Annotated in this window: 19 protein-coding genes and 1 tRNA gene; 5 read left to right on the top strand and 15 right to left on the bottom strand. The window is 72.9% G+C overall.

Going from position 1 to position 21631, the window contains the following annotated elements; translation table 11 throughout:
* Nucleotides 1-164: 164 nt before the first annotated feature.
* Nucleotides 165-237, bottom strand: a tRNA-Ala gene (locus ABD340_RS38910).
* Between the two features lie 259 nt (nucleotides 238-496).
* Between ABD340_RS38910 and ABD340_RS38905 the strand changes: the two genes are divergently transcribed.
* Nucleotides 497-922, top strand: a complete 426-nt coding sequence (locus ABD340_RS38905) for a hypothetical protein (protein ID WP_344596079.1) — start codon at nucleotides 497-499, stop codon at nucleotides 920-922.
* Nucleotides 923-925: 3 nt separating this feature from the next.
* Here ABD340_RS38905 and ABD340_RS38900 read toward each other — a convergent pair whose 3' ends face one another.
* From ABD340_RS38900 to ABD340_RS38835, 14 genes are all read right to left on the bottom strand, one after another.
* Nucleotides 926-1807 carry an HpcH/HpaI aldolase/citrate lyase family protein gene (locus ABD340_RS38900; RefSeq protein ID WP_344596077.1) on the bottom strand — a complete coding sequence of 294 codons (882 nt, stop codon included), beginning with the start codon at nucleotides 1805-1807 and terminating at the stop codon, nucleotides 926-928.
* 14 nt (nucleotides 1808-1821) lie between these two features.
* Nucleotides 1822-3465 carry an AMP-binding protein gene (locus ABD340_RS38895; RefSeq protein WP_344596076.1) on the bottom strand — a complete coding sequence of 548 codons (1644 nt, stop codon included), beginning with the start codon at nucleotides 3463-3465 and terminating at the stop codon, nucleotides 1822-1824.
* Nucleotides 3462-3881: a Zn-ribbon domain-containing OB-fold protein gene (locus tag ABD340_RS38890; protein ID WP_344596075.1), complete on the bottom strand. Its 420-nt coding sequence runs from the start codon at nucleotides 3879-3881 to the stop codon at nucleotides 3462-3464. The genes ABD340_RS38895 and ABD340_RS38890 overlap by 4 nt, the downstream gene beginning before the upstream one ends.
* A complete protein-coding gene (locus tag ABD340_RS38885; RefSeq protein ID WP_344596074.1) occupies nucleotides 3878-5053 on the bottom strand; it encodes a thiolase family protein in 1176 nt (391 codons plus the stop codon). Before ABD340_RS38885 ends, ABD340_RS38890 begins: the two co-directional genes overlap by 4 nt.
* Nucleotides 5050-5499 carry a hotdog family protein gene (locus tag ABD340_RS38880; protein WP_344596073.1) on the bottom strand — a complete coding sequence of 150 codons (450 nt, stop codon included), beginning with the start codon at nucleotides 5497-5499 and terminating at the stop codon, nucleotides 5050-5052. The genes ABD340_RS38885 and ABD340_RS38880 overlap by 4 nt, the downstream gene beginning before the upstream one ends.
* Nucleotides 5496-6095, bottom strand: coding sequence for an FAS1-like dehydratase domain-containing protein (locus ABD340_RS38875; RefSeq protein ID WP_344596071.1), 600 nt, complete (start codon nucleotides 6093-6095; stop codon nucleotides 5496-5498). Before ABD340_RS38875 ends, ABD340_RS38880 begins: the two co-directional genes overlap by 4 nt.
* Complete coding sequence (locus ABD340_RS38870) at nucleotides 6092-8554, bottom strand: CaiB/BaiF CoA-transferase family protein (RefSeq protein ID WP_344596094.1); 2463 nt, start codon at nucleotides 8552-8554, stop codon at nucleotides 6092-6094. Before ABD340_RS38870 ends, ABD340_RS38875 begins: the two co-directional genes overlap by 4 nt.
* A complete protein-coding gene (locus tag ABD340_RS38865) occupies nucleotides 8554-8754 on the bottom strand; it encodes a ferredoxin (RefSeq protein WP_344596069.1) in 201 nt (66 codons plus the stop codon). The genes ABD340_RS38870 and ABD340_RS38865 overlap by 1 nt, the downstream gene beginning before the upstream one ends.
* A gap of 18 nt (nucleotides 8755-8772) precedes the next feature.
* On the bottom strand, nucleotides 8773-9996 hold the full coding sequence (locus ABD340_RS38860) for a cytochrome P450 (protein WP_344596067.1): 1224 nt from the start codon (nucleotides 9994-9996) through the stop codon (nucleotides 8773-8775).
* Between the two features lie 31 nt (nucleotides 9997-10027).
* Nucleotides 10028-11548, bottom strand: coding sequence for a TRAP transporter large permease (locus tag ABD340_RS38855; RefSeq protein ID WP_344596065.1), 1521 nt, complete (start codon nucleotides 11546-11548; stop codon nucleotides 10028-10030).
* Complete coding sequence (locus ABD340_RS38850) at nucleotides 11545-12090, bottom strand: TRAP transporter small permease (protein ID WP_344596064.1); 546 nt, start codon at nucleotides 12088-12090, stop codon at nucleotides 11545-11547. Before ABD340_RS38850 ends, ABD340_RS38855 begins: the two co-directional genes overlap by 4 nt.
* A 113-nt stretch (nucleotides 12091-12203) precedes the next feature.
* A complete protein-coding gene (gene dctP, locus ABD340_RS38845) occupies nucleotides 12204-13502 on the bottom strand; it encodes a TRAP transporter substrate-binding protein DctP (protein ID WP_344596062.1) in 1299 nt (432 codons plus the stop codon).
* A 170-nt stretch (nucleotides 13503-13672) separates the two neighbouring features.
* On the bottom strand, nucleotides 13673-15829 hold the full coding sequence (locus tag ABD340_RS38840; RefSeq protein ID WP_344596061.1) for an acetate--CoA ligase family protein: 2157 nt from the start codon (nucleotides 15827-15829) through the stop codon (nucleotides 13673-13675).
* The gene (locus ABD340_RS38835) at nucleotides 15826-17277 is read right to left on the bottom strand and encodes an aldehyde dehydrogenase (RefSeq protein ID WP_344596059.1); all 1452 of its coding nucleotides are present in this window, start codon (nucleotides 17275-17277) and stop codon (nucleotides 15826-15828) included. The genes ABD340_RS38840 and ABD340_RS38835 overlap by 4 nt, the downstream gene beginning before the upstream one ends.
* Before the next feature lie 89 nt (nucleotides 17278-17366).
* Here ABD340_RS38835 and ABD340_RS38830 point away from each other — a divergent pair, with 89 nt between their 5' ends.
* The 4 genes from ABD340_RS38830 to ABD340_RS38815 are packed head-to-tail and all read left to right on the top strand — an operon-like array spanning nucleotide 17367 to nucleotide 21599.
* Nucleotides 17367-18584, top strand: a complete 1218-nt coding sequence (locus tag ABD340_RS38830) for an NAD(P)/FAD-dependent oxidoreductase (RefSeq protein WP_344596058.1) — start codon at nucleotides 17367-17369, stop codon at nucleotides 18582-18584.
* Between the two features lie 30 nt (nucleotides 18585-18614).
* On the top strand, nucleotides 18615-19097 hold the full coding sequence (locus ABD340_RS38825) for a nuclear transport factor 2 family protein (protein ID WP_344596057.1): 483 nt from the start codon (nucleotides 18615-18617) through the stop codon (nucleotides 19095-19097).
* Complete coding sequence (locus ABD340_RS38820) at nucleotides 19094-19930, top strand: glucose 1-dehydrogenase (protein ID WP_344596055.1); 837 nt, start codon at nucleotides 19094-19096, stop codon at nucleotides 19928-19930. Before ABD340_RS38825 ends, ABD340_RS38820 begins: the two co-directional genes overlap by 4 nt.
* Before the next feature lie 31 nt (nucleotides 19931-19961).
* Complete coding sequence (locus ABD340_RS38815) at nucleotides 19962-21599, top strand: flavin-containing monooxygenase (RefSeq protein ID WP_344596053.1); 1638 nt, start codon at nucleotides 19962-19964, stop codon at nucleotides 21597-21599.
* Nucleotides 21600-21631 lie beyond the last annotated feature (32 nt).

Here is a 21631-nt window from a genome sequence, read left to right as displayed (position 1 = left end):
GTGGGGGCGAAGCCCCCACATCGGCCCAACAAGCCCAGCCCCGCGCAACGGGGGCGTGGGGGCGGAGCCCCCACATCGGGGGGTTCGGGGGGTCGCCCCCCCGATAAACATGACGAGGAGGAGCGGTCCGCGCTTTCCGCGGACACACTCCTCCCACCGACGAGTGGAGCTATGGGGATTCGAACCCCAGACCTCCTCCATGCCATGGAGGCGCGCTACCAACTGCGCCATAGCCCCGGGGGCCGCCGTTTCCGGTGGCCTGCCTGAGGAGAGCTTAGTGCACTCCGGGGGGAGGTCGGGACGGCGTTGCCGGCCAACCCGGTCGGAGCCAGGCGTTCGCTGCTGAGTCCGGAAAACTACTCGTCCGGGGGCGGGGCGGGCTTCCCGAGTGGCGTCTTGCTGCGCCAACATGACTAGGTCGCCGTTGATCGGATGGGGCGGTATGCGGCATTGTCCGTAGGCGGCGTCACCCCCCGTGTCACGAAAGGTACTGCGCATGCGCCGGCTGGCGGTCTCTCTCCTGCTGCTGTCCGGCTTGTTCGGGCTCTCCGTGTGGACGGGGGTGGGCCCGGCGGATGACTGGGTGCACGGCTGCGAGGTCCGGCAGGCGTATCTGGACCGCTTGGAGTCGATGGAGGTCGACGTCAATCGGATGCGTATCCAGGGGAAGACCGAGCAGGAGATCGCCCGGGCGATGGTGCCGCGCCGGAACGAGGCGAAGTCGCTGGTGCGCAGCAAGATGAAGGTGAAGGACGTGCGGAAGCTGGATCAGCGCAACCAGGCGCGCTACGGCAGTCCGCAGGGGCCGACGGTGGAGTGGATGTACGCGCGGCACGGCGGCAACTGGCACGAGATCGTCGAGGCGAGCCTGGATTCCAACGGCTTCTTCGACGTGTCCTGTATCCCGTGGTTCGATCTCTGAGCGCTACCGCCCTCTGATCAGGCGGGCGTGGGCGAGCCAGTCGCGGGCTTTCTCGGCGTGGGCGAGGTCGATGTGGTGGCCGTCGAAGCGGACCGCGCCGTCGCCGGCCGCGGCGGCCGCGTCGACGGCCGCGACCATGGCCTCGTAGTGGGCGACCTCGGCGTCGGACGGTGTGAACACTTCGTTGACGACGGGCACGTGGGCGGGGTGGATGACGATCTGGCCGCGGAAGCCGAGCTGGAGGCCGTAGTCGGCGAAGGTGCGCAGGCCGTCCAGGTCGCGCAGGTCCTCCCAGAGCCCGGTGAGGGCGTGCAGGCCGTATCTGCGGCAGGCCAGGAGGATCCGGCTGCGCAGGTACAGCGATTCGGTGCCTTCGGGCGACCAGCGGAATCCGACGGCGCGGGCGATGTCGGCGTGTTCGGAGGTGGGCCCGATCATGGCGCCGACCCGTGGGGAGGCGCCGGCGATCGCGTCGCATTCGGCGATGGCCTCGACCATCTCCACCGGGACGATCATCTCCAGTCCGGCGGCGCCGTTGCGGATCTCGAACCAGTCGATCAGCGTCTCCCAGCGCAGCACGTCGGCCGCGTTCCTGATCTTCGGGGGGAACAGTCCGGTCAGTTCGGGGCCCGTCACCGCTTCCAGGTCGGCGCCGGTCAGCCGGGTGTCCAGGGCGTTGGGGCGGACGAACAGCCCGAGCCGGGGGGCGGCGGCGCGCAGTTCGGCGAGGGTGGCGCGCACGGTGGCGCGGGCGGGCTCCTTGTGTTCGGGCGGCACCGAGTCCTCCAGGTCGAGGACGATCGCGTCCGCGCCGGAGCGCAGTGCCTTGTGGGCCCAGTCGGGTTTGTGCCCGGGCACGAAGAGCACGGAACGGTACGGGTGCATCGGGGGCCTCCCGGTCAGCGGCGGTCGGGGGTGCGGTCGTGGGTGTCGGGGGTGATCCCGGCAGCGCGCAGTTTGGCCTTCTGCACCCGCTGCGACGGCGTCTTGGGCAGTTCGTCGACGAAGCGCAGGTACCGCGGGACGGCGAAGCCGGGGATGCGGTTCCGGCACCATTCCCAGATCGCCTCGGGGGCGACCTCCTCGCGGGTGATGAGGTAGGCCATCACCTCGTCCTCGCCTGCCTCGGTGGACGCGGGCACCGCGATCACGGCGCATTCGAGCGCCGCCGGGTGGCTGAGGATCGCGGTCTCGACCTCGTAGGAGCTGATGTTCTCGCCGCGGCGGCGCAGCGCGTCCTTGAACCGGTCGACGAAGTAGAACCAGCCCTGCTCGTCGCGGCGCAGCGCGTCGCCGGTGTGGAACCACAGGTTGCGCCACGCCTCGACGGTGCGGTCGGGCATGTTGTAGTAGCCGTTGCTGGAGATGAACGGCACTTTCGGGCGGACGACGAGTTCCCCGATCGTGCCGACCGGGACCTCTTCGTCGGTCTCCGGGTCGACCAGCGCGACCTCGAACCATTCGTCGGCGGCGAGCCCGGCCGCGCCCGCGGGGCGGTCCTCCCCGTAGGGGGCGAGGATCGGGGCGGAGGTCTCGGTCAGCCCGAACACCTCGACGAACGCCTCGATGCCGAACCGTTCCTTCATCGGCGCCAGGATCGAGGAGGCCGTGGGCGCGGCGAACACGCAGCGGAGGGGGTTGTCGGCGTCGTCGGGACGGTGCTCCTGCTTCCAGATGAAGTCCATCATCACGCCGATGAAGTTGGTGACCGTCACCCGGCTCTCCCGGATCTGGTCGATCCACCGGCTGGCGCTGAACCGGCTGCGCAGCACGAACCGGGCCCCGGCGACCAGTGTCGGGTAGGCGGCCATGAACTGGGCGTTGCCGTGGAACAGCGGGGTCACGGCCATCCAGGCGTCGGCGGAGGTCAGCCTGGTGAGGGCGACGCATTCGTCGCCGAAGAAGTACATCTGGGCGTGCGGCATGGCCACGCCCTTGGACGGGCCGGTGGTGCCGGAGGTGAAGAACACGGCGGCGAGGTCGCGGGGGGTGACCTCGGGGAGGGTGGCGGTGCCGCGGGCGAGCAGGTCGTCCCAGGGGGCGGCCTCCCAGCCGGCGGCGGTGAGCAGTTCGATCGCCTCGGCCTGGCGGCCGGTGTCGATCACCCAGAACTTGCGGATGTCGCGGGCGGCTTCGGCGACGGCGGTGAACCGTTCGGCGTGCACGTCGTCGATGACCGCGAGCCGCGCCCGCACGGTGCGGACCTGGTGGGCGAGGAAGTCGTGCTCGTAGGCGGTGTTGACCGGGACCTCGACCAGTCCCGCGACCGCGCTGCCGAGCCAGGTCCGGATGAAGCGGGAGGAGTTCGCGGCGAAGATCACCACCCGGTCGCCCTTGCCCGCGCCCGCGTCCAGCAGCGCCCGGCCGACGGTCTCGGCCTCGCCGAGGATCTGCCGGTAGGTCCAGGTCAGGCCCTCTTCGGGGGCGTCCAACCAGACGGCGTCGGGGCGTTGCGCGGCGTGGTGGCGCAGCACGGTGGGCAGCGCCCAGTCGGCGCGGTCGGCGAACGTGGCGCGCAGGTCGCGGTAATGGCGGAAGGTCATGACCGGGGTGCTCCCTCGCTCGTGCGGGCGCGGCCCACGGGCATCGGCTCCCCGCCTTCCGGGACGACGAAGTCCACCTGGATCGGCAGCCCCACCCGCAGGTCGGCGGGCGCGACGTCCGGCAGCCGCAGTGTCAGCCACGGGCCCTCGGCCGTCTCCACAATCCCGATCACCGCGTCCTCGGCGGGCCGGCCGTCGGCGTCCCGGCCGGGTTTGATCGTCCAGGTGACCAGTTCGCCGCGGCCCGAGGCGGCCCGCCACTCCAGGTCGTCGGCCTGGGTGACCGAGCACAGCCGCGCGGCCGGTTCGGACCATTCGCCGCTGCTCGGCGAGTAGCGCAGCATCAGCGTGCCGGTCGCGGCGCCGTCGAAGAAGGCGGCGGAGTCGTCGTCGCGTACCACCGGTGCCAGGCTCATGAGCGCCCTTTCTTGTGCGGGCTGAGGATGAGGGTGGAGTGGAAGTCCAGGACGCCGCCGTTGCCGCTGACCATGACCAGGTCGTGGTCGGGGACCTGCCGGGCGCCGCCCTGGCCGCGGGCCTGGATGACGGCCTCCGACAGCGGGGTCATCCCCCACATGTAGTACGACGACAGCTCCCCGCCGCCGGTGTTGGTCGGGTGGCTGCCGCCGGGCGCGATCGCGCCGCCGGCGACGAACTCCCCGCCCTCGCCCTTCGCGCAGAAGCCGTAGTCCTCCAGGGTCACGAGCGTGGTGTAGGTGAAGCAGTCGTACAGCTCCCGGACGTCGATGTCGCGCACTCCGACACCGGCCATCTTCAGTGCCTCGGCGCCCGACCGCGCGGCCCCGGTGACCAGCCCGAACTCGCTGCCCCTGCGGTTGACGTAGCCGGGGTGCGCCTGGCCCCAGCCCCACACGTGCACCGGCGGCTGGCGCAGGGTCGCGGCCCGCTCGGCGCTGGTGACGATCACCGCGATGGCGCCGTTGCTGACCAGGCAGCAGTCGAGCAGCCGCAGCGGGTCGGCGATCATCCGCGAGTTCTGGTGGTCGTCCAGCGTGATCGGCTCGCGCTTCTGCGCGAGCGGGTTCAGGGCGGCCCACTGCCGGGCCGCGACCGCGACGGCGCCGAGTTGCTCGCTGGTGGTGCCGTAGGTCTCCATGTGCCGGCGCGCCGCTACGGCGTACCGTTCGGGGGCGGCCTTCAGCCCGGCCGCGGCGGGCAGCGCGCCGACGCCGCGCATCGCCCGCTTCTGCCCGGAGTAGGAGGCGCCCGCGCTCTTGCCCTCCTTCAGCGGGGCGTCGGCGTACACGCAGGCGACGACGTCGGCCATGCCGGCGGCGATGGCCATCGCGGCGTACTGCACCATCTGCCCGGCCGAGGACCCGAAGCCCTGGACGGTCGTCAGCAGCCGCGTGTCGCGCATCTGCAGCGCCGACTGCAGGCGCAGGTCGGTGTCGTTCCCGACGCCGGGGTTGACGAGCAGGCCGTCGATGTCGGCCATGGCCAGGCCGGCGTCGGCGGCGGCCTTGGTGATCGCCTCGACGGCGAACCCGGCGGGCGTCCGCCCGTAGACCTTGCCCAGCTCGGTCATGCCGAGCCCGGCGATCGCGGCGGTGCGTTCCAGGGTCACGCCGCGCCCTCCTTTCGTTCGGTGCGTGGCAGGGCCACCTCGACGACTCCCGGGCCGACGGTGATGCCGGCGGCGTTCTCGCAGCGGATGGCGATCTCCACCACTCCCGCGCCGTCCTGGACGCGGGCCGCCGCGACCTCGGCGCGCACCCGCATGGTGTCGCCGACGACGTTGAACGACTTCATCCGGAAGCCGCGGATGCCGCGGATCACGCCTTCCGGCCCGATCCAGTCGCGCACGCAGCGTTCCCAGGCGCTCAGCAGGAACGAGGTGTTGGCGTACATCTCGGGAGCGCCGGTGCCGCGCGCGTACTCGGAGTTGTGGTGGATGGAGTTGAAGTCGCGGTTGGAGCCCGCGGCCATCACCAGCCGGTACACGGTGAGGGGGTAGTCGGCGCCGGGCAGGCTCTCCCCCACCTCGACGTCCTCGAAGTACCGCGTGCTCATGACTCGTTCTCCTCGGGCTCCTTGGGCACGTAGGCGTAGGTGCCGATGCGGATCCGGGCCACGACCTCGCTTTCCTCGGTGACGACCTCGCTCTCCCAGGTCATGAACGCGCCCCGGCCCACGGCCGTCTCCTTCGGCTTGCACGACAGCAGCCGCCGCCCGCGCCGGCCGATCCGCTCGCCCGCCACCACCGGCCGGACGAAGTCGACCTCGATGTCGGTGCCGAAGAAGCCGGTGGTCTTCGGGCCGAGTCCCATGTCCTGGTTGTTGATCGCGGTCCGCACCGGCTGGGCGTCGCGGTCGGCGCTGTCGAACAGCGTCTCGCCCGGGTTCCACGCCGCCGGGATCGTCCACGCGATCACGCCCGTGTACGGCATCGTCACGTCGGCGAAGCCCGCCGCCCGCGCCGCCTCGGGGCCGGTGTGCAGGGCGCAGTCGAACTCCAGCGGCTCCAGGTAGCGGCGGATCGCGCCCCGTTCGACCGGATCGGCCCCCCAGACCGTCTCGCCGTCGGCGAAGTCCCGGCCCACCGCGTCGACGACCGGCTGCCATTCGGCCCTCCAGTCGCCGGTCGCGGCGGTCGTCTCGGCGCTCAACGCAGCACCCCTCCTTCTTCCAGTTCGCGGATGCGTGTCGCGGGCAGCCCCAGCACGTCCCGCAGGACGGTCTCGTTGTGCTGCCCGAGCGTCGGTGCGGGCCGGACGACCTCGCCGGGCGTGTCCGACAGCAGGTAGCGCGGCCCCTCGACCCAGGTGGTGCCGTGCAGCGGATGGTCCAGCCGGACGAAGTGCCCGCGCGCGGCCAGTTGCGGGTCGGCGACGAGGTCGGCGCTGGAGGCCGACAGGTGCGCCGGGACGCCCAGCGCCTGGAGGCGGTGTTCGGCGTCGGCGGCGCGCAGTCCGGCCGTCCAGGCGGCGATCGCCTCGTCGATCTCGTCCTCGCGGGCGCGGCGCTCGGCGAGCCCGTACGCCGCCAGGTCGGCGCGGCCGATCTCCCCGGCCAGCGACCGCCATTCCGCGTCGGTGCGGGCCGCGACCGCCACAAAGCGGTCCCGGCCGTCCTCGGGACGGCACGGGTAGACGCCGTGCGGGGCGTGCGCCTCGTCGCGGTTGCCGCGCCGCCGCGCGATCGTGCCGTCGTACCCGTAATGGGCGACCTGCGGCGACAGGAAGAAGACACCCGCCTCCACCTGCGCGAGGTCGATGTACCGTCCCCGCCCGGTGCGGTGCCGGTCCTCCAGCGCGGCCAGCAGCGTCGCCAGCGCCAGGCGCGGGCCGACGTAGTCGGTGTACGGCCCGAACGGCCCCATCGGCACGCGGTCCTCCCAGCCGACGAGGTTCTGGAAGCCGCTGAGCGAGGACCCCACGTTCCCGAAGCCCGCCAGCGCCGCCCACGGCCCGGACTGCCCGGCGATGCTGGTGCTGAGCATGACCAGGTCGGGACGGTCGGCGGAAAGGCTCGCGTAGTCCAGCCCCCACTTGGCCATCTGGCCGGGCGAGAACGATTCGATGACCACGTCGGCCCACCGGGCCAGGTCCCGGACGATCTCCCGCCCCTCCGGCGACTTGAGGTCGATCGTCATGCCGAGCTTTCCGGCGTTGCAGTTGCCGAAGAGCGCGGAGTTCTCCCGGCCCGGGACGCCGCCGTGGAAGGGCTGCATCATGCGGGCCGTCTCGACGCGGGTGCCGGACTCGACCCGGACGACCCGCGCGCCGAAGTCGGCGAGGCTCCGTCCGATCAGCGGACCGGCCACCACCCACGACAGGTCGAGGACCTTGAGCCCCTCCAGCGCGTGCCGCGGACGCTCCCCGTGCCGGCCGGAAGTGCCGGGGCGTGGGACGGCCGGGCGGTCCCGGGCGGTCCACTCGCCGAGCACGTCGCCGGTGTGCTCGCCGACGGACGGCGCGCGCCCGCGCACCACGGGCCCCTCGCCGCCGTCGACCCGCGCGATCCGCCCGGGCACCCGGACCGGCCGGCCGCCGATCTCGAGCTCCGCCCAGAAGTCCCGCGCGCGCAGGTGCGGGCCGGCCGCGACATCGGCCATGTCGTAGATGGCCATGCACAGCAGGCGGTGCTCGGTGGCGGCGGCCACCACCTCGGCCTTGGTCTTGGTGAGCAGGAAGGCGCGGACGGCCGCGCGCGCATCCTCCAGGTCGCCGGGTTCCACCTCGCCGTCGGCGATCAGGTCTGGGACGACCCGCCAGTCCCAGGACGCGATGCGCTCGTCCACGGCCCCCTCCGCGCGCAGCCAGGCGAAGAGGTTGTTGGTGAACGCCCCGGCGGCGCCGCCCATCGACAGGTGCAGCTCGATCAGGCCGTCCCGGCAGCGCCACTTCTTCATCGAGTTGGGCGTGGCCGCACCGCTCCCGCTCTGGTCGACCCGCTTGCGCGGCTGCTGCTGCCACTCGGGGTTGGCGTCGCCGACCGCGTCCGCGAGGACGCGGGCGAGGGTGGCCTGGGCGACGGACGCCTGCGCCGAGACGTCCACGACCTGTCCCCGGCCGGTGGCGCGGCGGGCCAGGACCGCGATCAGCGTGCCGGCCGCCGCGTCCGCCGCCGCGTGCGCGAACGCCTGCGGCACGCTGATCCGCAGCGGCGGGCGGTCGCCGTCGCGGTGCGGGTCCAGCGGCCCGCCCGCCGCCCACACCACCAGGTCGGATTCGGCGTATCCGGCCTTGGGCCCGGAGCGGCCGAACGCGCTGATCGCCGTGTAGACCAGGTGCGGGGCGCCGGCCCGGACGGTCCCGGCGTCCAGCCCGCGCTCGCGCAGCCACTCCTCGGGATAGGAGGTGACCAGCACGTCGGCCGCGGCGGCGAGGCGCCGCACGGCGTCCTGGCCCGCCCTGTCGTCCAGGTCGAACGCGACGCCGCGCTTGCCCGCCGCGTACGTCTCCCAGTACAGCGACACCTCGCCGGACAAGGGGACGGCGGCGCGCGCGGACGACCCTCCGGCCGGTTCCACCTGGACGACGTCGGCGCCCAGGTCGGCCAGCAGCCGCCCGCACAGCAGCCCCCGCTCGTCGGTCAGATCGAGGACCCGCAGATGCCCCGGCATCACGCGTCGAGAATCGTGATCGCGCCCTCCGGACAGGCGTCCGCCGCCTCCTCGGCCTGCGCGGCGAGCCCCTCGGGGACCTCGAGCGTCCGGCCCCGTTCGGCGACGAAGCCCTCCTCGTCGTCCGACAGCACGTCGCCGGCCACCGAGTAGCAGCGGCCGTGCCCCATGCACTTGTCCGCGGCTATGGAGATGCGCATCTGTTCCGTTCCTCCTGTTCAGACGTCCCATTCGAGGGGGAGCGTCGGCATCGTGAGCTGGCCCCCGCGCTCGGTCAGTTCCACGCCCTCGGCGATCCGGTAGTGCGGGATCCGCTCGTGCCATTCCTTCAGGACGGCGGCCAGCTCCAGCCGGGCCAGGTGCATGCCCAGGCACCGGTGCGGGCCCGCGCCGAACGCCAGGTGCTGGTTGAGGCCCTTGCGCCCGATGACGAACCGGTCCGGGTCGGGGAACTTGCGCGGGTCGCGGTTGGCGGACCCGATCCCCAGCCACATCACGTCGCCCCGCACCAGGTCCAGGCCGTGGAAGTGCTCGGCTTCCTGCACCTCCCGCCCGGCCTGGATGACCAGCGGGTACATCCGGATGAACTCCTCCACCGCCTTCGGCGCGATCGAGGGGTCGTCGATGATGAGCCGCCGGTCGTCGCCGTGCCGGGCCAGGTGGGTGAACATGAAGCCGAGCGCGCTGCGGGTGGTGTCCAGGCCCGCCAGCATGAGCGTCATGCAGATGGTGAGGATGTCCTCCTGCGAGATCGGCTCGCCGTCGATCCGCGCCTCGATCAGCCGCGACACCATGTCCTCGGCCGGGTCGCGGGGCGCGGCCCGGCGCTCGTTCACCGCGGTGTCGAAGTAGGCCAGGATCTTCTCCCGGGCCTCCGCGGCCGCCGCCGGATCGCCGCCGAAGAACCCGCCGAACAGCGTCTCCGACCAGGGCAGGAAGAACTCGCCGTCGCTCACCGGCAGCCCCAGCAGCGCCAGGAACAGGTCGGTCGGGTAGCGGATGGCGAACTCGGCCACGAAGTCGCACGACCCCTTCGGCCGGACCTCCTCCACCAGTTCCGCGCAGCGGCGGTGCGCCAGCTCCTCCATCCGCTTGACGGCCGCGGGCGCGAAGAACGGGTTGACGACGCGGCGCAGCTTGACGTGGTCCTCGCCGTTGAGGTCCTGCGGCAGCAGCGGGACGCCCGGCGCCGGGTTGAGCGCGCTGCGGACGCGGGTGGTCCACGTCCGGTGCTTCTGAAAGCCCTCCAGGACGTCCTCGTACCGCTGCAGCATCCAGAACCCGCGGGGACGGGTGTCGTTGAAGTGGAACCGGGCGGCCTCCCGCTCGGCGTCCAGCAGCGCGTAGTGCCCGAGGAGCCCGCTGTCGTCGCCGTACTCGGTGTGGCTGACGGGGCAGCCCCGCCTCGTCTCACCCGTGCCGGAGCCCGTGCTCGTGGTCATGTTCGCCTCCTTGGGACGGTCCGGACCCTTCTCAGCCGCCCGAGGTCAGCTCGGGGATGTAGGTCGCGATCTCCGGGAAGAAGATCAGGATCAGCACCACCAGGATCGCCATCGGCATGAACCACCAGACTGCCTTGAACACGTCGTTCAGGCCGATCTCCTGGCCCCGGTTGACCTCGGGATCCTTGGTGATGGAGTGGATGATGAACGCCAGGATGCCGACCGGCGGGGTCACCACCGCGAGCTCGCCCATGAACACCGCGAACACGCCGTACCAGAGCAGGGAGATGTCCAGCGCGCCCAGCGTCGGCATCAGGATCGGGATGGTGAGCACCATCATCGGCAGCGGCTCCATGAAGGTGCCCAGCACAACGTAGACGACGGTCATCAGCAGCAGGAACTGCACCCGGTCCAGGCTCATCGACTCCACCACCTGGGCGAACCCGGTGCTGATGCCGGTCAGGGTGAACATCCGCGACAGGACCTCGACGCCGATCAGCATGAAGAAGATGGCGCCGACGCTGCTGACCGTGGCGGTGGAGGCGTCGGCGATGGCGCGCCAGGCGCCCCCGCCGCGCTGCCAGACGGCGGTGATCAGCACCGCGAACACCGCGGCCGCCGCGCCCGCCTCGGTGGCGGTGAAGATGCCGGAGAACATCCCGGCCACGATGATCGCGATCAGCAGCGGCACCGGCCAGATCTTGATCAGGCTGCCGAACCGGCGGCCCCAGGTGACCCGCTCCGGCGGCGCGTCCCCGGCGCCCCCGGCGGCCGCCGCGGCCGGCGACGGCGCCCAGCGCTTGGCGAACAGGACGATCATCACCGAGAACAGTACGGCGACCAGGATCCCGGGCCCGATGCCGGCCATCAGCTGCGGGCCGATCGGCACCTCGGCGATGCCCGCGTAGATCACCAGCATGATGCTCGGCGGGATCAGCTGGCCGGGCAGCCCCGCCACGACGACCGAGCCGAGCGCCAGCCGCCGGTCGTACCCGGCCTTGAGCATCTCCGGGATGCCGATCCGGGCCAGCGCGTAGGTGGTGCCGACCGACGAGCCGCTGACCGAGGCCAGTCCGGCGCCGGCGATGTTGGTGCCGACCGCCAGGCCGCCGGGCAGCCAGCCCAGCCACTGCCGTCCGGCGGTGTAGAGGTTCTCGGTCAGGCCCGCCTTCCACAGCAGCAGGCCCATCAGGATGAACATCGGGACGACGCTGAGCGACCAGTTGGCCACCTGGTTGTGCGGCAGCGTGGCCAGCGTGCTGACCACCAGGTCGCTGCCGCGCAGCGCGTACATGCCCAGCAGCCCGGGGATGATCATCGCGACCGCCACCGGCATCCGCAGGAAGATCAGCGCCAGCATCAGCACGCACGCGCTGACCCCGATGGCCTCCGGCTTCAGCGGGAGCAGTGTCCCGACCGTCGAGCCCGCCACGACCAGCATCGTGATCGCCAGCAGTACCCGGCCGCGCCGCCCGTTCCCGGCGCCCGGGGCGCCGTCCGCCGCGGCGGCGGGGCGTTCCACCCCGCCGGCCACGCTCACCGACTCGGTCATGACAGGCTCCCTTCGGCCCGCGCCTCAGCGTCGGCCCCGGCGTCGGCACCGCGCCCGCGGGCCGCGCGGACGGCCGCGATCACGAACTGGACGGTCAGCGCCCCGAAGGCCAGCGGCGCCACGAAGTAGGCCGGCCACGCGGTCAGCGAGCTGATGCCCGCGGTCTTGCGGATGTCGAAGGCGTGCAGGGCCTCGCCGAGGCCGAACCAGCAGAACCCGGCGGCCAGCACCGCGCACACGGCCATCAGGCCGGCCAGCACGTACGGCTTGGCCGCGGCGGGCAGCCGTTCGAAGACCAGGTCGGCGGCCACGTGCTGGCCGCGGTGCTGCGCGGCGATGAAGCCGAGGAAGGCGATGATCGGCAGGTACCAGTACTGGCCGATCTCCACGGTGTGCGAGATGGGGGCGTCGGCGAAGGTCCGCAGCAGGGCGTTGATGGTGACGTGCAGCATCATCAGGAACGTCACCGCGACCGCGGGCACCTCGATCAGCAGCTCGAAACCGCGCCTGCGCCCCGCGTTCGGGGACTCTGGTGCGCTCATGGCGACTCCGGTGGGGTGGGCGAAGGGGTGGGCACCGAACCGGCTCGGCGGCCAGGGCCGGGACCGTGGGTGAGAGGTGAGCGGGGGTGAGCGGGGAGTGGACGGGGCTCTGATCAGGAGGGCCGGTGCGGCAGGAAGACCTGCTTGTAGAGGGTGTTGACGTAGGCGTTGAGGTCGACCTTGCCGGGCTTGTACCAGCGGTCGAAGTCGGCGTAGGCGACGTCGCCGGCCGGGCTGAACCCGCGGGCCGTCTTCAGCCAGGCCCCGGAGGTCCCCTGGACGTCGCGCACGAAGGCCTCGGGGTCGGCGAAGGTCTTGTCGCGCCGGAGGTCGCGCAGCAGCCCGGCGTTGGCGCGGGCGATCGCGGCGCGGGCGTCGGGCGCCAGCGGCTGGACGGATCCGCCGGACTTCTTGGCGATGGTCACCGCCTTGACGATGTTCGGCCAGATCTTGTCGCGGATGTTGGAGGCGAGGAAGATGTCGAGGCGGTCCCACATGAGCTGGCGGGCGGCCTTGGGGAGGCCGTTCCACGCGTCCTGGCTGATCGCCATCCCGCCGGGCGCCAGCGCCAGGCCCGCGGCCGGGTCGACGGTGATGTGCGGCGCGGAGGGGATGAACCCGCCCAGCACGCCGACGGTCAGGCTGGAGACGCTGCAGTCGACGGTGCCGCGCTGCAGGCCCTCGAACAGTTCGGTGTAGGGGACGGTGACCGCCGATCCGCCCAGCGACTCGATCTCGGCGGCCTGCGCCTGCCCGCCCGCGGCCGAGACCATGCCCTTGAGCCCGGCCATGTCGCGGCGCGGTTCGCGGCAGAACAGCGCGTTGGCGCCGGAGTCGTACTGCGGGACGATCGGCACGATGCCGCGGCGCTTGTACTCGGCGCGGATCTCGGGGTTGCGGAAGGCGACCTCGTTGGGCCAGGCGTTGGACTGCAACGTGCCGGCGAGGGGGGCCTGGTTGGAGACGAAGCTGGACTTGACCAGCGCCGCGCTGGCCGGGTATTCGGACGGCTCGTAGATCGGCAGGATCTGGCCGAGGTCGAGCCGGCCGTCCAGCAGGGCGTCGTCGATCTCGGCGGGCGGGGCGATGGCGTTGGCGTAGGCCACCTCGAAGGTGATCTTGCCGCCGGACCAGTCGGTGATCGCCTTGAGGTAGTCCTCGACGTTCTTGCCGCTCGGCGAGCCCTTGGGCGAGGGGCTCTGGGTGTTGAGGCGCAGCGGCGGGAGGTCGGCGAAGGCCGCCCGGTACTGTTCCTTGGTGGCACCGTACGGGACGCTCGGACCGTCTCCGCCGCGGCGTTGCCGCACGTCGGCGGTGGTGGGCCCGGCGCAGGCCGACAGGGCCAGCACGCTCAGCGCGCTCAGCGCGGCCAGTGCCCCCCTGGGGCCCCGGACCGCTCGCAGCGTACGCATCGGCACCTCCGTCACTCGGGATCAGACGGCCCGCCGGTGACCCAGGTCACTAGCGGACTATGAACATCATTCGCCTGATTTGGCTCCGAGGTCAAGAGTTCATGCGCATCAATTCGGCTGACCAGGCGAATGACCCGCGCAAGGACCCCGGAAAGCCCTCGGCGAGGGGGTCAGGGACGCCAGGCGACGAGCACGTCCAGCGCCTCGATCTCGGCTCCGGCGACCCGCAGCGGGTTGATCTCCAGCGCCTCCAGGTCCGGGCCCAGCTCCTCGGCCAGCCGCCCCACGGCGGCGACGACTCCGGCGAGCCGGTCCAGGTCCGCGGCCGGACCGCCCCGCACCCCGCGCAGCAGCGCCGCGCCGCGCAACCCGGTCAGCAGCGCACGCGCGCGGGCCGGCGAGACGGGCAGCGGGGTCAGGGCGACGTCGTCCAGCACCTCGACGAAGACCCCGCCGAGCCCGACCGCGAGCATCGGGCCCCAGTCCGGGTCGCGCGTGACGCCGACCAGCAACTCCACCGCCGGTTGGCCGTCGGCGCCGCCGCGCATCGGCGCGACCAGCACGCCGTCCAGGCGCGCGCCGCCCGCCGCCGGGACGCGGCCCGCCGCCATGATCTCCTCGAACGCGGCCGCGGCCCGGTCGGCGGTCACGCCGAGCCGGACACAGCCCAGATCGCTCTTGTGCGCGATGTCCGGCGACACGATCTTCATCGCGACCGGGGACCCGCACCCGGCCGCGGCCCGTGCCGCCTCCTCGCCCGAGTGGACGTGCCAGGCCGGGACGACCGGGATCCCGGCCGATACCAGCAGCTCGCGCGCGTCCACCTCCGAGAACGGCACCCGTTCGACCGCGCACGGGACCGTGGGCCCGGCGCCTAGTTCGGCCGTGTCCGAGGCCCGGCTTGCCGACCAGGCGGCGATGCGGGCGAGCGCGTCCACGCCGAGCCGCAGCCCTGGGACGGCGTGGGCGACGCCGCCGGACTCCAGCACCGCCCGCGCCGCCTCCCCGATCGGCTGGGTGACCTGCGTCAGGTAGAGGGCGGGCACCTTGCACTCGCGCATGCCCTTCCCGATCGCGTCCACGTACCTCTGGCCATAGAAGGAGGCCCTGTTCTCCTGTGGGGCACCGTCCCGCCACGGCAGGCTGTTGACCGCGACCACCACGCCCACGCCCGGGTCGGCGCCGACGGCGGCGACCGACGCCCGCCACAGCTCCGGGTCCATGATCGCGGCGCCGGTGATGTCGAGGGGGTTCTGCGCGTGCCCGTACGGCGGCAGCGCCTCCGCCAGCCGCCGCACGGTCGCGGGCGCCAGTTCGGGCAGCACGGCACCGGCCGCGTCGGCGAGGTCGGCGATGATGTCGCAGGCCCCGCCCGAGATCGACACCACCCCGACGCCGGGCCGTTCCAGCGGCCCGGTGTGCGCGGCGGCGCCCGCGGTGACCAGCATCTCCTCGATGGTGTCGACCCGGATCACGCCGAGCCGCCCGAACACCGCCTCGACCACCCGGTCGTCGCCGACCAGCGCGCCGGTGTGCGAGGCGGCCGCGCGGGCGGCCAGCTCTGAGCGGCCGGCCTTGAGCGCCACCACGGCCTTGCCCGCGGCGGCGGCGCGGCGGCAGGCGGCGGCGAAGACCGCCGGCTCGCGGACGCCCTCCATGAAGACCGCGATCGCCTCGGTCGCGCCGTCGTCCACCAGGTGGTCGACCAGGTGCCCGACCGTCACCATCGCCTCGTTGCCGACGGTGATCACGTGCGAGAGCCCGACCCCGGCCAGGGCGGCGAAGTCCTTCATGGCGCCGCAGCTGGCGCCGCTCTGCGAGATCAGCGCGACGTTGCCGGGCACCGCCGGCGGGTCGCTCAGCGCCATCGCCGGCACCCCGGCGGCGACGTTGACGAAGCCGAGCACGTTGGGGCCGAGCACGACCAGGCCCAGTTCCTCGGCCACGGCCAGCAGCTCGCGCTGCCGCGCGCGACCCTCCTCGCCCGTCTCGGCGAACCCCGAGCTGAGCACGGCGACGCCGCGCGCTCCGGCCGCGGCCGCGTCCCGTACGGCGTCCACCGCGGCGGCGACCGGGACCATCACGAACGCCAGGTCGACCGGTTCCCCGATCGCCGCGCACGTCGGGTGCGCGGGCCTGCCGTGGACGGTCGCCTGGCGCCGGTTGACCAGGTGGGTGCGGTCGCCGTGCCCGGCGTCCACCAGGTTCGCGAGGACGAGCTTGGAGAAGGCGGACCGGTCGCTGGCCCCGATCAGCGCGAACGAGCGCGGTTCGAAGAACGCCCTGAGCCGTTCGGCGGTAACGAGGCCGCCGGCGGCAGCGGTCATCGGTCTCCCACCGCGATCGACTTGGTCTCCAGGTAGGCGCGGAAGCCCTCCGGGCCCATCTCGCGGCCGATCCCCGACTCCTTGTAGCCGCCGAAGGGGGTGCCGAACGCCTGCGGCCGCCCGTTCAGGCTGACCATCCCGGTGCGGATGCGGCGGGCGATGCCGAGCGCGCGATCCTCGTCGGCGCTCCAGACCGAGCCGGACAGGCCGTAGCGGGAGTCGTTGGCGATGGCGACCGCCTCGTCCTCGCCGTCATAGGGGATCACGGCGAGCACCGGCCCGAAGATCTCCTCCTGGGCCACCCGCATCGCGTTGTCGACCCCGGCCAGCAGCGTCGGCGGGACGAACCAGCCGCCCGCCAGCTCCGGCGGCAGCACCGGCCGCCCGCCGCCGGTGACGACCCGGGCGCCCTCGGCGCGGCCGGTCTCGACGTATCCGGCCACCCGGTCCCGCTGCCGCTCGCTGACCAGCGGGCCGACCATGGTCTCCGGCTCCATCGGGTCGCCCACCCGCTGCCCGCGCAGCGCGCCGGCCAGCGCGTCGACGATCTCCGTCTCGCGCGCTCTGGGGACCAGCACCCGGGTCTGCGCGATGCACGCCTGCCCGTTCACCATGAGCGCCATCGGCAGCAGCGCCGGGAGCACCGCGTCCAGGTCGGCGTCCGCGCAGACGACGGCGGCGGACTTGCCGCCCAGCTCCAGGGTGACGCGGGCGATCCGGGCGGCCGCGGCGGCCATGATCTTCTTGCCCGCGGCCGAGCTTCCGGTGAAGGCGATCTTGTCGACTCCCGGGTGGTCGACCAGGTGCGCCCCGGCCTCCCGGCCCGCCGGGACGATGCTCAGCACGCCCTCAGGCAGCCCGGCCTCGCGCAGCGCGTCGGCCAGCGCGTACACCGTCAGCGGGGTCTCCGGCGGCGGCTTGAGGACGACCGAGCAGCCCGCGGCCAGCGCCGGGGCGGTCTTGAGGGTCGGGGTGCTGAGCGGACCGTTCCAGGGTGTGATCGCGGCGACCACGCCCACCGGTTCCTGCGTCACGATGCTGGTGTTGGCGCCGTCGGCGCGGACCTCGTCGTAGGGGAAGTCCTGGGCCAGGTCGGCGTAGAAGCGCAGCTGCCGGATCGGGTTGGGCACGTGCGCGCGCTCACTGAACCAGATCGGGCAGCCGAGCTCGCTGGTGATGCTCACGGCCAGCTCGGGGGCCCGCTTCTCCAGCAGGTCGGCCGCCTTGTGCAGCACCTGCGAGCGGTGCCGCGGCGACGCCCCGGCCCATACGCCCGAGTCGAACGAGGCGCGTGCGGCGGCCACCGCGGCGTCGATGTCGGCGACCCCGGCCAGGGCCGCCGAGCCGACGTACGCGCCGGTGGCGGGGTTGCGGACCGTGACGCTCTCCCCGCTCCGGGCGGGGACCCAGCGCCCCCCGACGAACAGTTCCGGACGTTCGGTCGTCATCGCACCGGCCTTCCCAGATCCGCACTATTTCATGATAATGAAACTCAACGTAATGCTGACGGCGAGCGTGGTCAAGGAGCGGAGGCGGCATGCGGGACGACGATCGGACAGTGATCGTAGGCGGCGGCCTCGGCGGTCTGCGCACCGCCGAACGGCTGCGCCGGCGCGGCCATCGCGGCCCGGTCACGCTGCTGGCCGCCGAGCCGCACCTGCCCTACGACCGTCCGCCGCTGTCGAAGGCCGCGCTCACCGCCGAGCAGGAACCCGAAGGCCCTCCTCTCCTGAAGGACCGGGACGCCTGCGCGGGCCTCGACCTGGACGTCCGGACCGGCGTGCGGGCGACCGCGCTGGACACCGCCCACCGGCGGATCGTCCTGGACGGCGGCGGCACGCTCGGCTACGACCGGCTGGTGATCGCGACCGGCGTCCGGCCGCGCGAGCTGCCCGCGCTCGCCGGGCTGGAGGGCGTCCACACCCTGCGCACGTGGGACGACTGCCTGCGCCTGCGGGCGGGGCTGCGCGCGGCGCGGACGGTGGCCGTCGTCGGCGGCGGTGTGCTCGGCTGCGAGATCGCGGCGGCGGCCCGGACGCTCGGACTCGAGGTCACGCTGATCGAGCTGGCCGAGCAGCCGCTGGCGGCGGTGCTGGGCGGCCGGATCGGCGGGATCGTCGCCGACCTGCACCGGGCCGGCGGTGTGAAGGTGCGCTGCGGCGCCCGCGTCGAGCGCGCCGTCCGCAGCGGCGTGGTCCTCGACGACGGCTCGCACGTGGACGCCGACCTGGTCGTGGCCGCGGCCGGGTCGGTGCCGAACACCGAGTGGCTCGCCGGGTCCGGCCTCGTGCTGGACGACGGCGTGCTGTGCGACCGCACCGGCCGGGCCGAGGGGGCGGAGGACGTCTTCGCGGTCGGCGACGTGGCCCGCATGCCGCATCCGTACCGGGAGGGGACGGTCCGATTCGAACACTGGACCAGCGCCGGGGACGGCGCGGCCCTGGTCGCCCGCAACCTGCTCGCCCCGCCCGGCGAGCGCGCGGCGCCGTCCGAGGTCCCCTACTTCTGGACCGACCAGTACGACACCAAGATCCAGTGCCTGGGGTTGCCCGATCCCGGCGACGAGCCGGCGCTCGCGGCGGGGTCGCCCGAGTCGGGTCGGCTGCTGGCGTTCTACTCGCGGGACGGGCGGGTCACCGGCGGCGTCGCCTTCGGCATGCCCGCGGCGCTGGCCCGCTGCCGGAAGGCGATCGCCGAGCGCGTCCCGCTGGCGGACCTGCTCGGCTCGGCCCCGTGGGAACGGCGATCCTTGTAATCTATGAATATGGTAATTATGATTGCGCCCATGCAAGGGAGCGATCTGCACGCACGACTGACCCGGTTGGAGGAGCTGGAACGGGCCCGCGGGTTCTTCCACACCTACGCCGCGACCCTCGACCGTCCCGACCCCGAGGCGGCGGCCGCGCTGTTCGCCGCGGACGGCGTCCTCCGCACGCCGCGCGGAACCTACCGGGGCCGGACGGAGATCGCCGGCTTCTTCACCGCGGTCCTGGACCGCGACCGGGCGACCAAACGGCACTTCATCGTCAACCCCGAGGCGGCCTGGCTGGAGCCGGGACTGGTGCGGATCCGCTCGTACTTCCTGTTCACCGGGCGCGGCGCCGACCGCTCCCTGATCGGCTGGGGCCGCTACGGCGACACGGTGGACCTCTCCGGGGACGTTCCGCTGTTCCGCGAGAAGACGATCGAGCCGGAGATCGCTTCCGACCTGGCCACCGGCTGGGCCCTCGACGAGACCGGCGGACCGGAAGAGGAGCGGGCACGATGAGCGGACGCATGGACGGGCGGGTGGCGATCGTCACCGGCGGCGCGAGCGGCATCGGCGCCGCGTCGGTCCGGCGCTTCCTCGACGAGGGCGCCACCGTCGTGATCGCCGACGTCCAGGAGGAGCCGGGCCGCGCACTGGCCGCCGAACTGGGCGAACGGGCGAGCTACGCGCACTGCGACGTGAGCACCGAGGACAGCGTCGCCGGCCTGGTCGACACCGCCGTCGAACGGCACGGGCGGCTCGACGTCATGTTCGCCAACGCCGGGATCATGGGCGCGCTCGGCCCCATCGCCAAGTCCCGGATCGAGGACGTGGACGCCACCTTCGCGGTGAACCTGCGCGGCGTCCTGCTGTCGATGAAGCACGCCGCGCGGGTGATGCAGCCGCGCCGGTCCGGGTGCATCCTGGCCACCTCAAGCCCGGCCGGGGTCATGGGCGGGGTCGGGCCGCACGCCTACAGCGCCGCCAAGGCGGGCGTGATCGGGCTGGTCCAGTCGGTGGCGGCGGAGCTGCGGCCGCACGGGATCCGGGTGAACGCGATCATCCCCGGCGCGATCCTGTCGGCGATGACCGCCGACCTGGTGGCGGGCGACCCCGGCGACCTGGCCGGCGCGAGCACGAAGCTCACCAGCTCCCCGCTGGTGGGGCGGCCCGGCGCGCCCGAGGACGTCGCCGCGGCGGCCGCCTTCCTGGCCTGCGACGACGCGGCGTTCGTGACCGGCTCGACGTTCCGGATCGACGCGGGGTACACCTGCGCGCCGGGCGAGTCCCCGTTCGCGGCCGGGCAGTGGTCCGAACCCGTCGGCGTCTACGAGGCCGGCCGCCGCGGCTGAGCCGATCCCCCTTCGCTAGGAGCACATGGCAGTGAGCGCGAACACCCCCTCGGCATCCACCGGCATGTCCGCCCGGCCGCCCGGCGAACTGGAGGTGCTCATCGTCGGCGCCGGGTTCGCCGGGCTGTACGCCCTTTACCGGCTGCGGCGGATGGGCTGCGCGGTGCACCTGGTGGAGGCCGCGGACGGCGTGGGCGGCGTCTGGCACTGGAACCGCTACCCCGGCGCGCGCTGCGACATCGAGAGCGTGGACTACTGCTACTCCTTCTCCGACGAGCTCGTCCAGGAGTGGGACTGGACGGAGCGCTACCCGGCCCAGCCCGAGATCCTGCGCTACCTGAACCACGTCGCCGACAAATTCGACCTGCGCCGCGACATCACCTTCGACACCCGGGTAACGGGACTGGAGTACGACGACGCCGCCGCGACGTGGACCGCGTCCACCGACCGGGGCGACCGGGTCACCGCGCGGTACGTGGTCATGGCGACCGGGCAGCTGTCGGTGGCCAAGCCCCCGGAGATCGAGGGCATCGAGACCTTCGCCGGGGAGAGCCACCACACCGGCGACTGGCCGCGCGAGGGCGTCGACTTGGCCGGCAAGCGGGTCGGCGTCATCGGCACCGGCTCCTCGGGCGTCCAGACCATCCCACGGATCGCCGAGCAGGCCGCGCACCTGACCGTCTTCCAGCGGACGCCGCACTACATCGTGCCCGCGCGGAACCGTCCGCTCGACCCGGCGTACGCGGCCGACCTCAAGACGCGGTTCGAGGAGTACCGGGAGCAGGCGCGCAACCACCCCGGCGGCACGCACCGGGTGCTGCGCGAGGAGTCGGCGCTGGACGCGACCCCCGAGGAGCTGGCGGAGACCTTCGAGTCGTACTGGCGCAAGGGCGGGCCGGACATCCAGGCCGCGTACCGGGACATCACCCGCGACCGGGCGGCCAACGAGAAGGCCGCCGAGTTCGTCCGGGGCAAGATCCGGGAGGCGGTGCGCGACCCGCGGGTGGCCGAGCGGCTGTGCCCCACCGGGTACCCGTTCGGCACCAAGCGGCTGGTCCTGGAGATCGGCTACTTCGACGCCTTCAACCGCGACGACGTCACGCTGGTCGACACCCTGGCCGCGCCCATCGAGCGCATCACCCCCGAGGGCGTGCGCACCGCCGAGCAGCTGCACGAGCTGGACGTCCTGGTCTTCGCGACCGGCTTCGACGCGCTGACCGGCGCCCTGCTGAAGATCGACATCCGGGGGCGGGACGGGATGGCACTGCGGGAGAAGTGGGCGGCGGGGCCGCGCACGTACCTGGGCCTGTCCACCCATGGCTTCCCGAACCTGTTCTTCATGGCCGGTCCGGGCAGCCCGTCGGTGCTGAGCAACGTCGTCGTCTCCATCGAGCAGCACGTCGAGTGGGTGAGCGACCTCATCGCGCACCTGCGCGGCAACGGCCTGACCCGCGGCGAGGCCGTGCCGGAGCACGAGGACGCGTGGGTGCGGCACGTGAACGAGGTCGCCGAGGAGACGCTCTACCCGGTCGGGAACTCCTGGTACCTGGGCGCCAACGTCCCCGGCAAGCCGCGGGTGTTCATGCCGTACGTGGGCGGGGTCGGCCGCTACCGGCGGATCTGCGACGAGGTCGCCGCCAAGGGCTACGAAGGCTTCGCGCTCTCCTGATAATCTCTGATCACCATCCATATGAAAGGAAG

Origin of the sequence: Actinomadura vinacea (genome assembly GCF_039532545.1) — a bacterium.
GTDB lineage: Bacteria > Actinomycetota > Actinomycetes > Streptosporangiales > Streptosporangiaceae > Spirillospora > Spirillospora vinacea.
The sequence above is the reverse complement of the archived record's forward strand: the minus strand, read 5'-3'. Positions and strand labels throughout refer to the sequence as shown.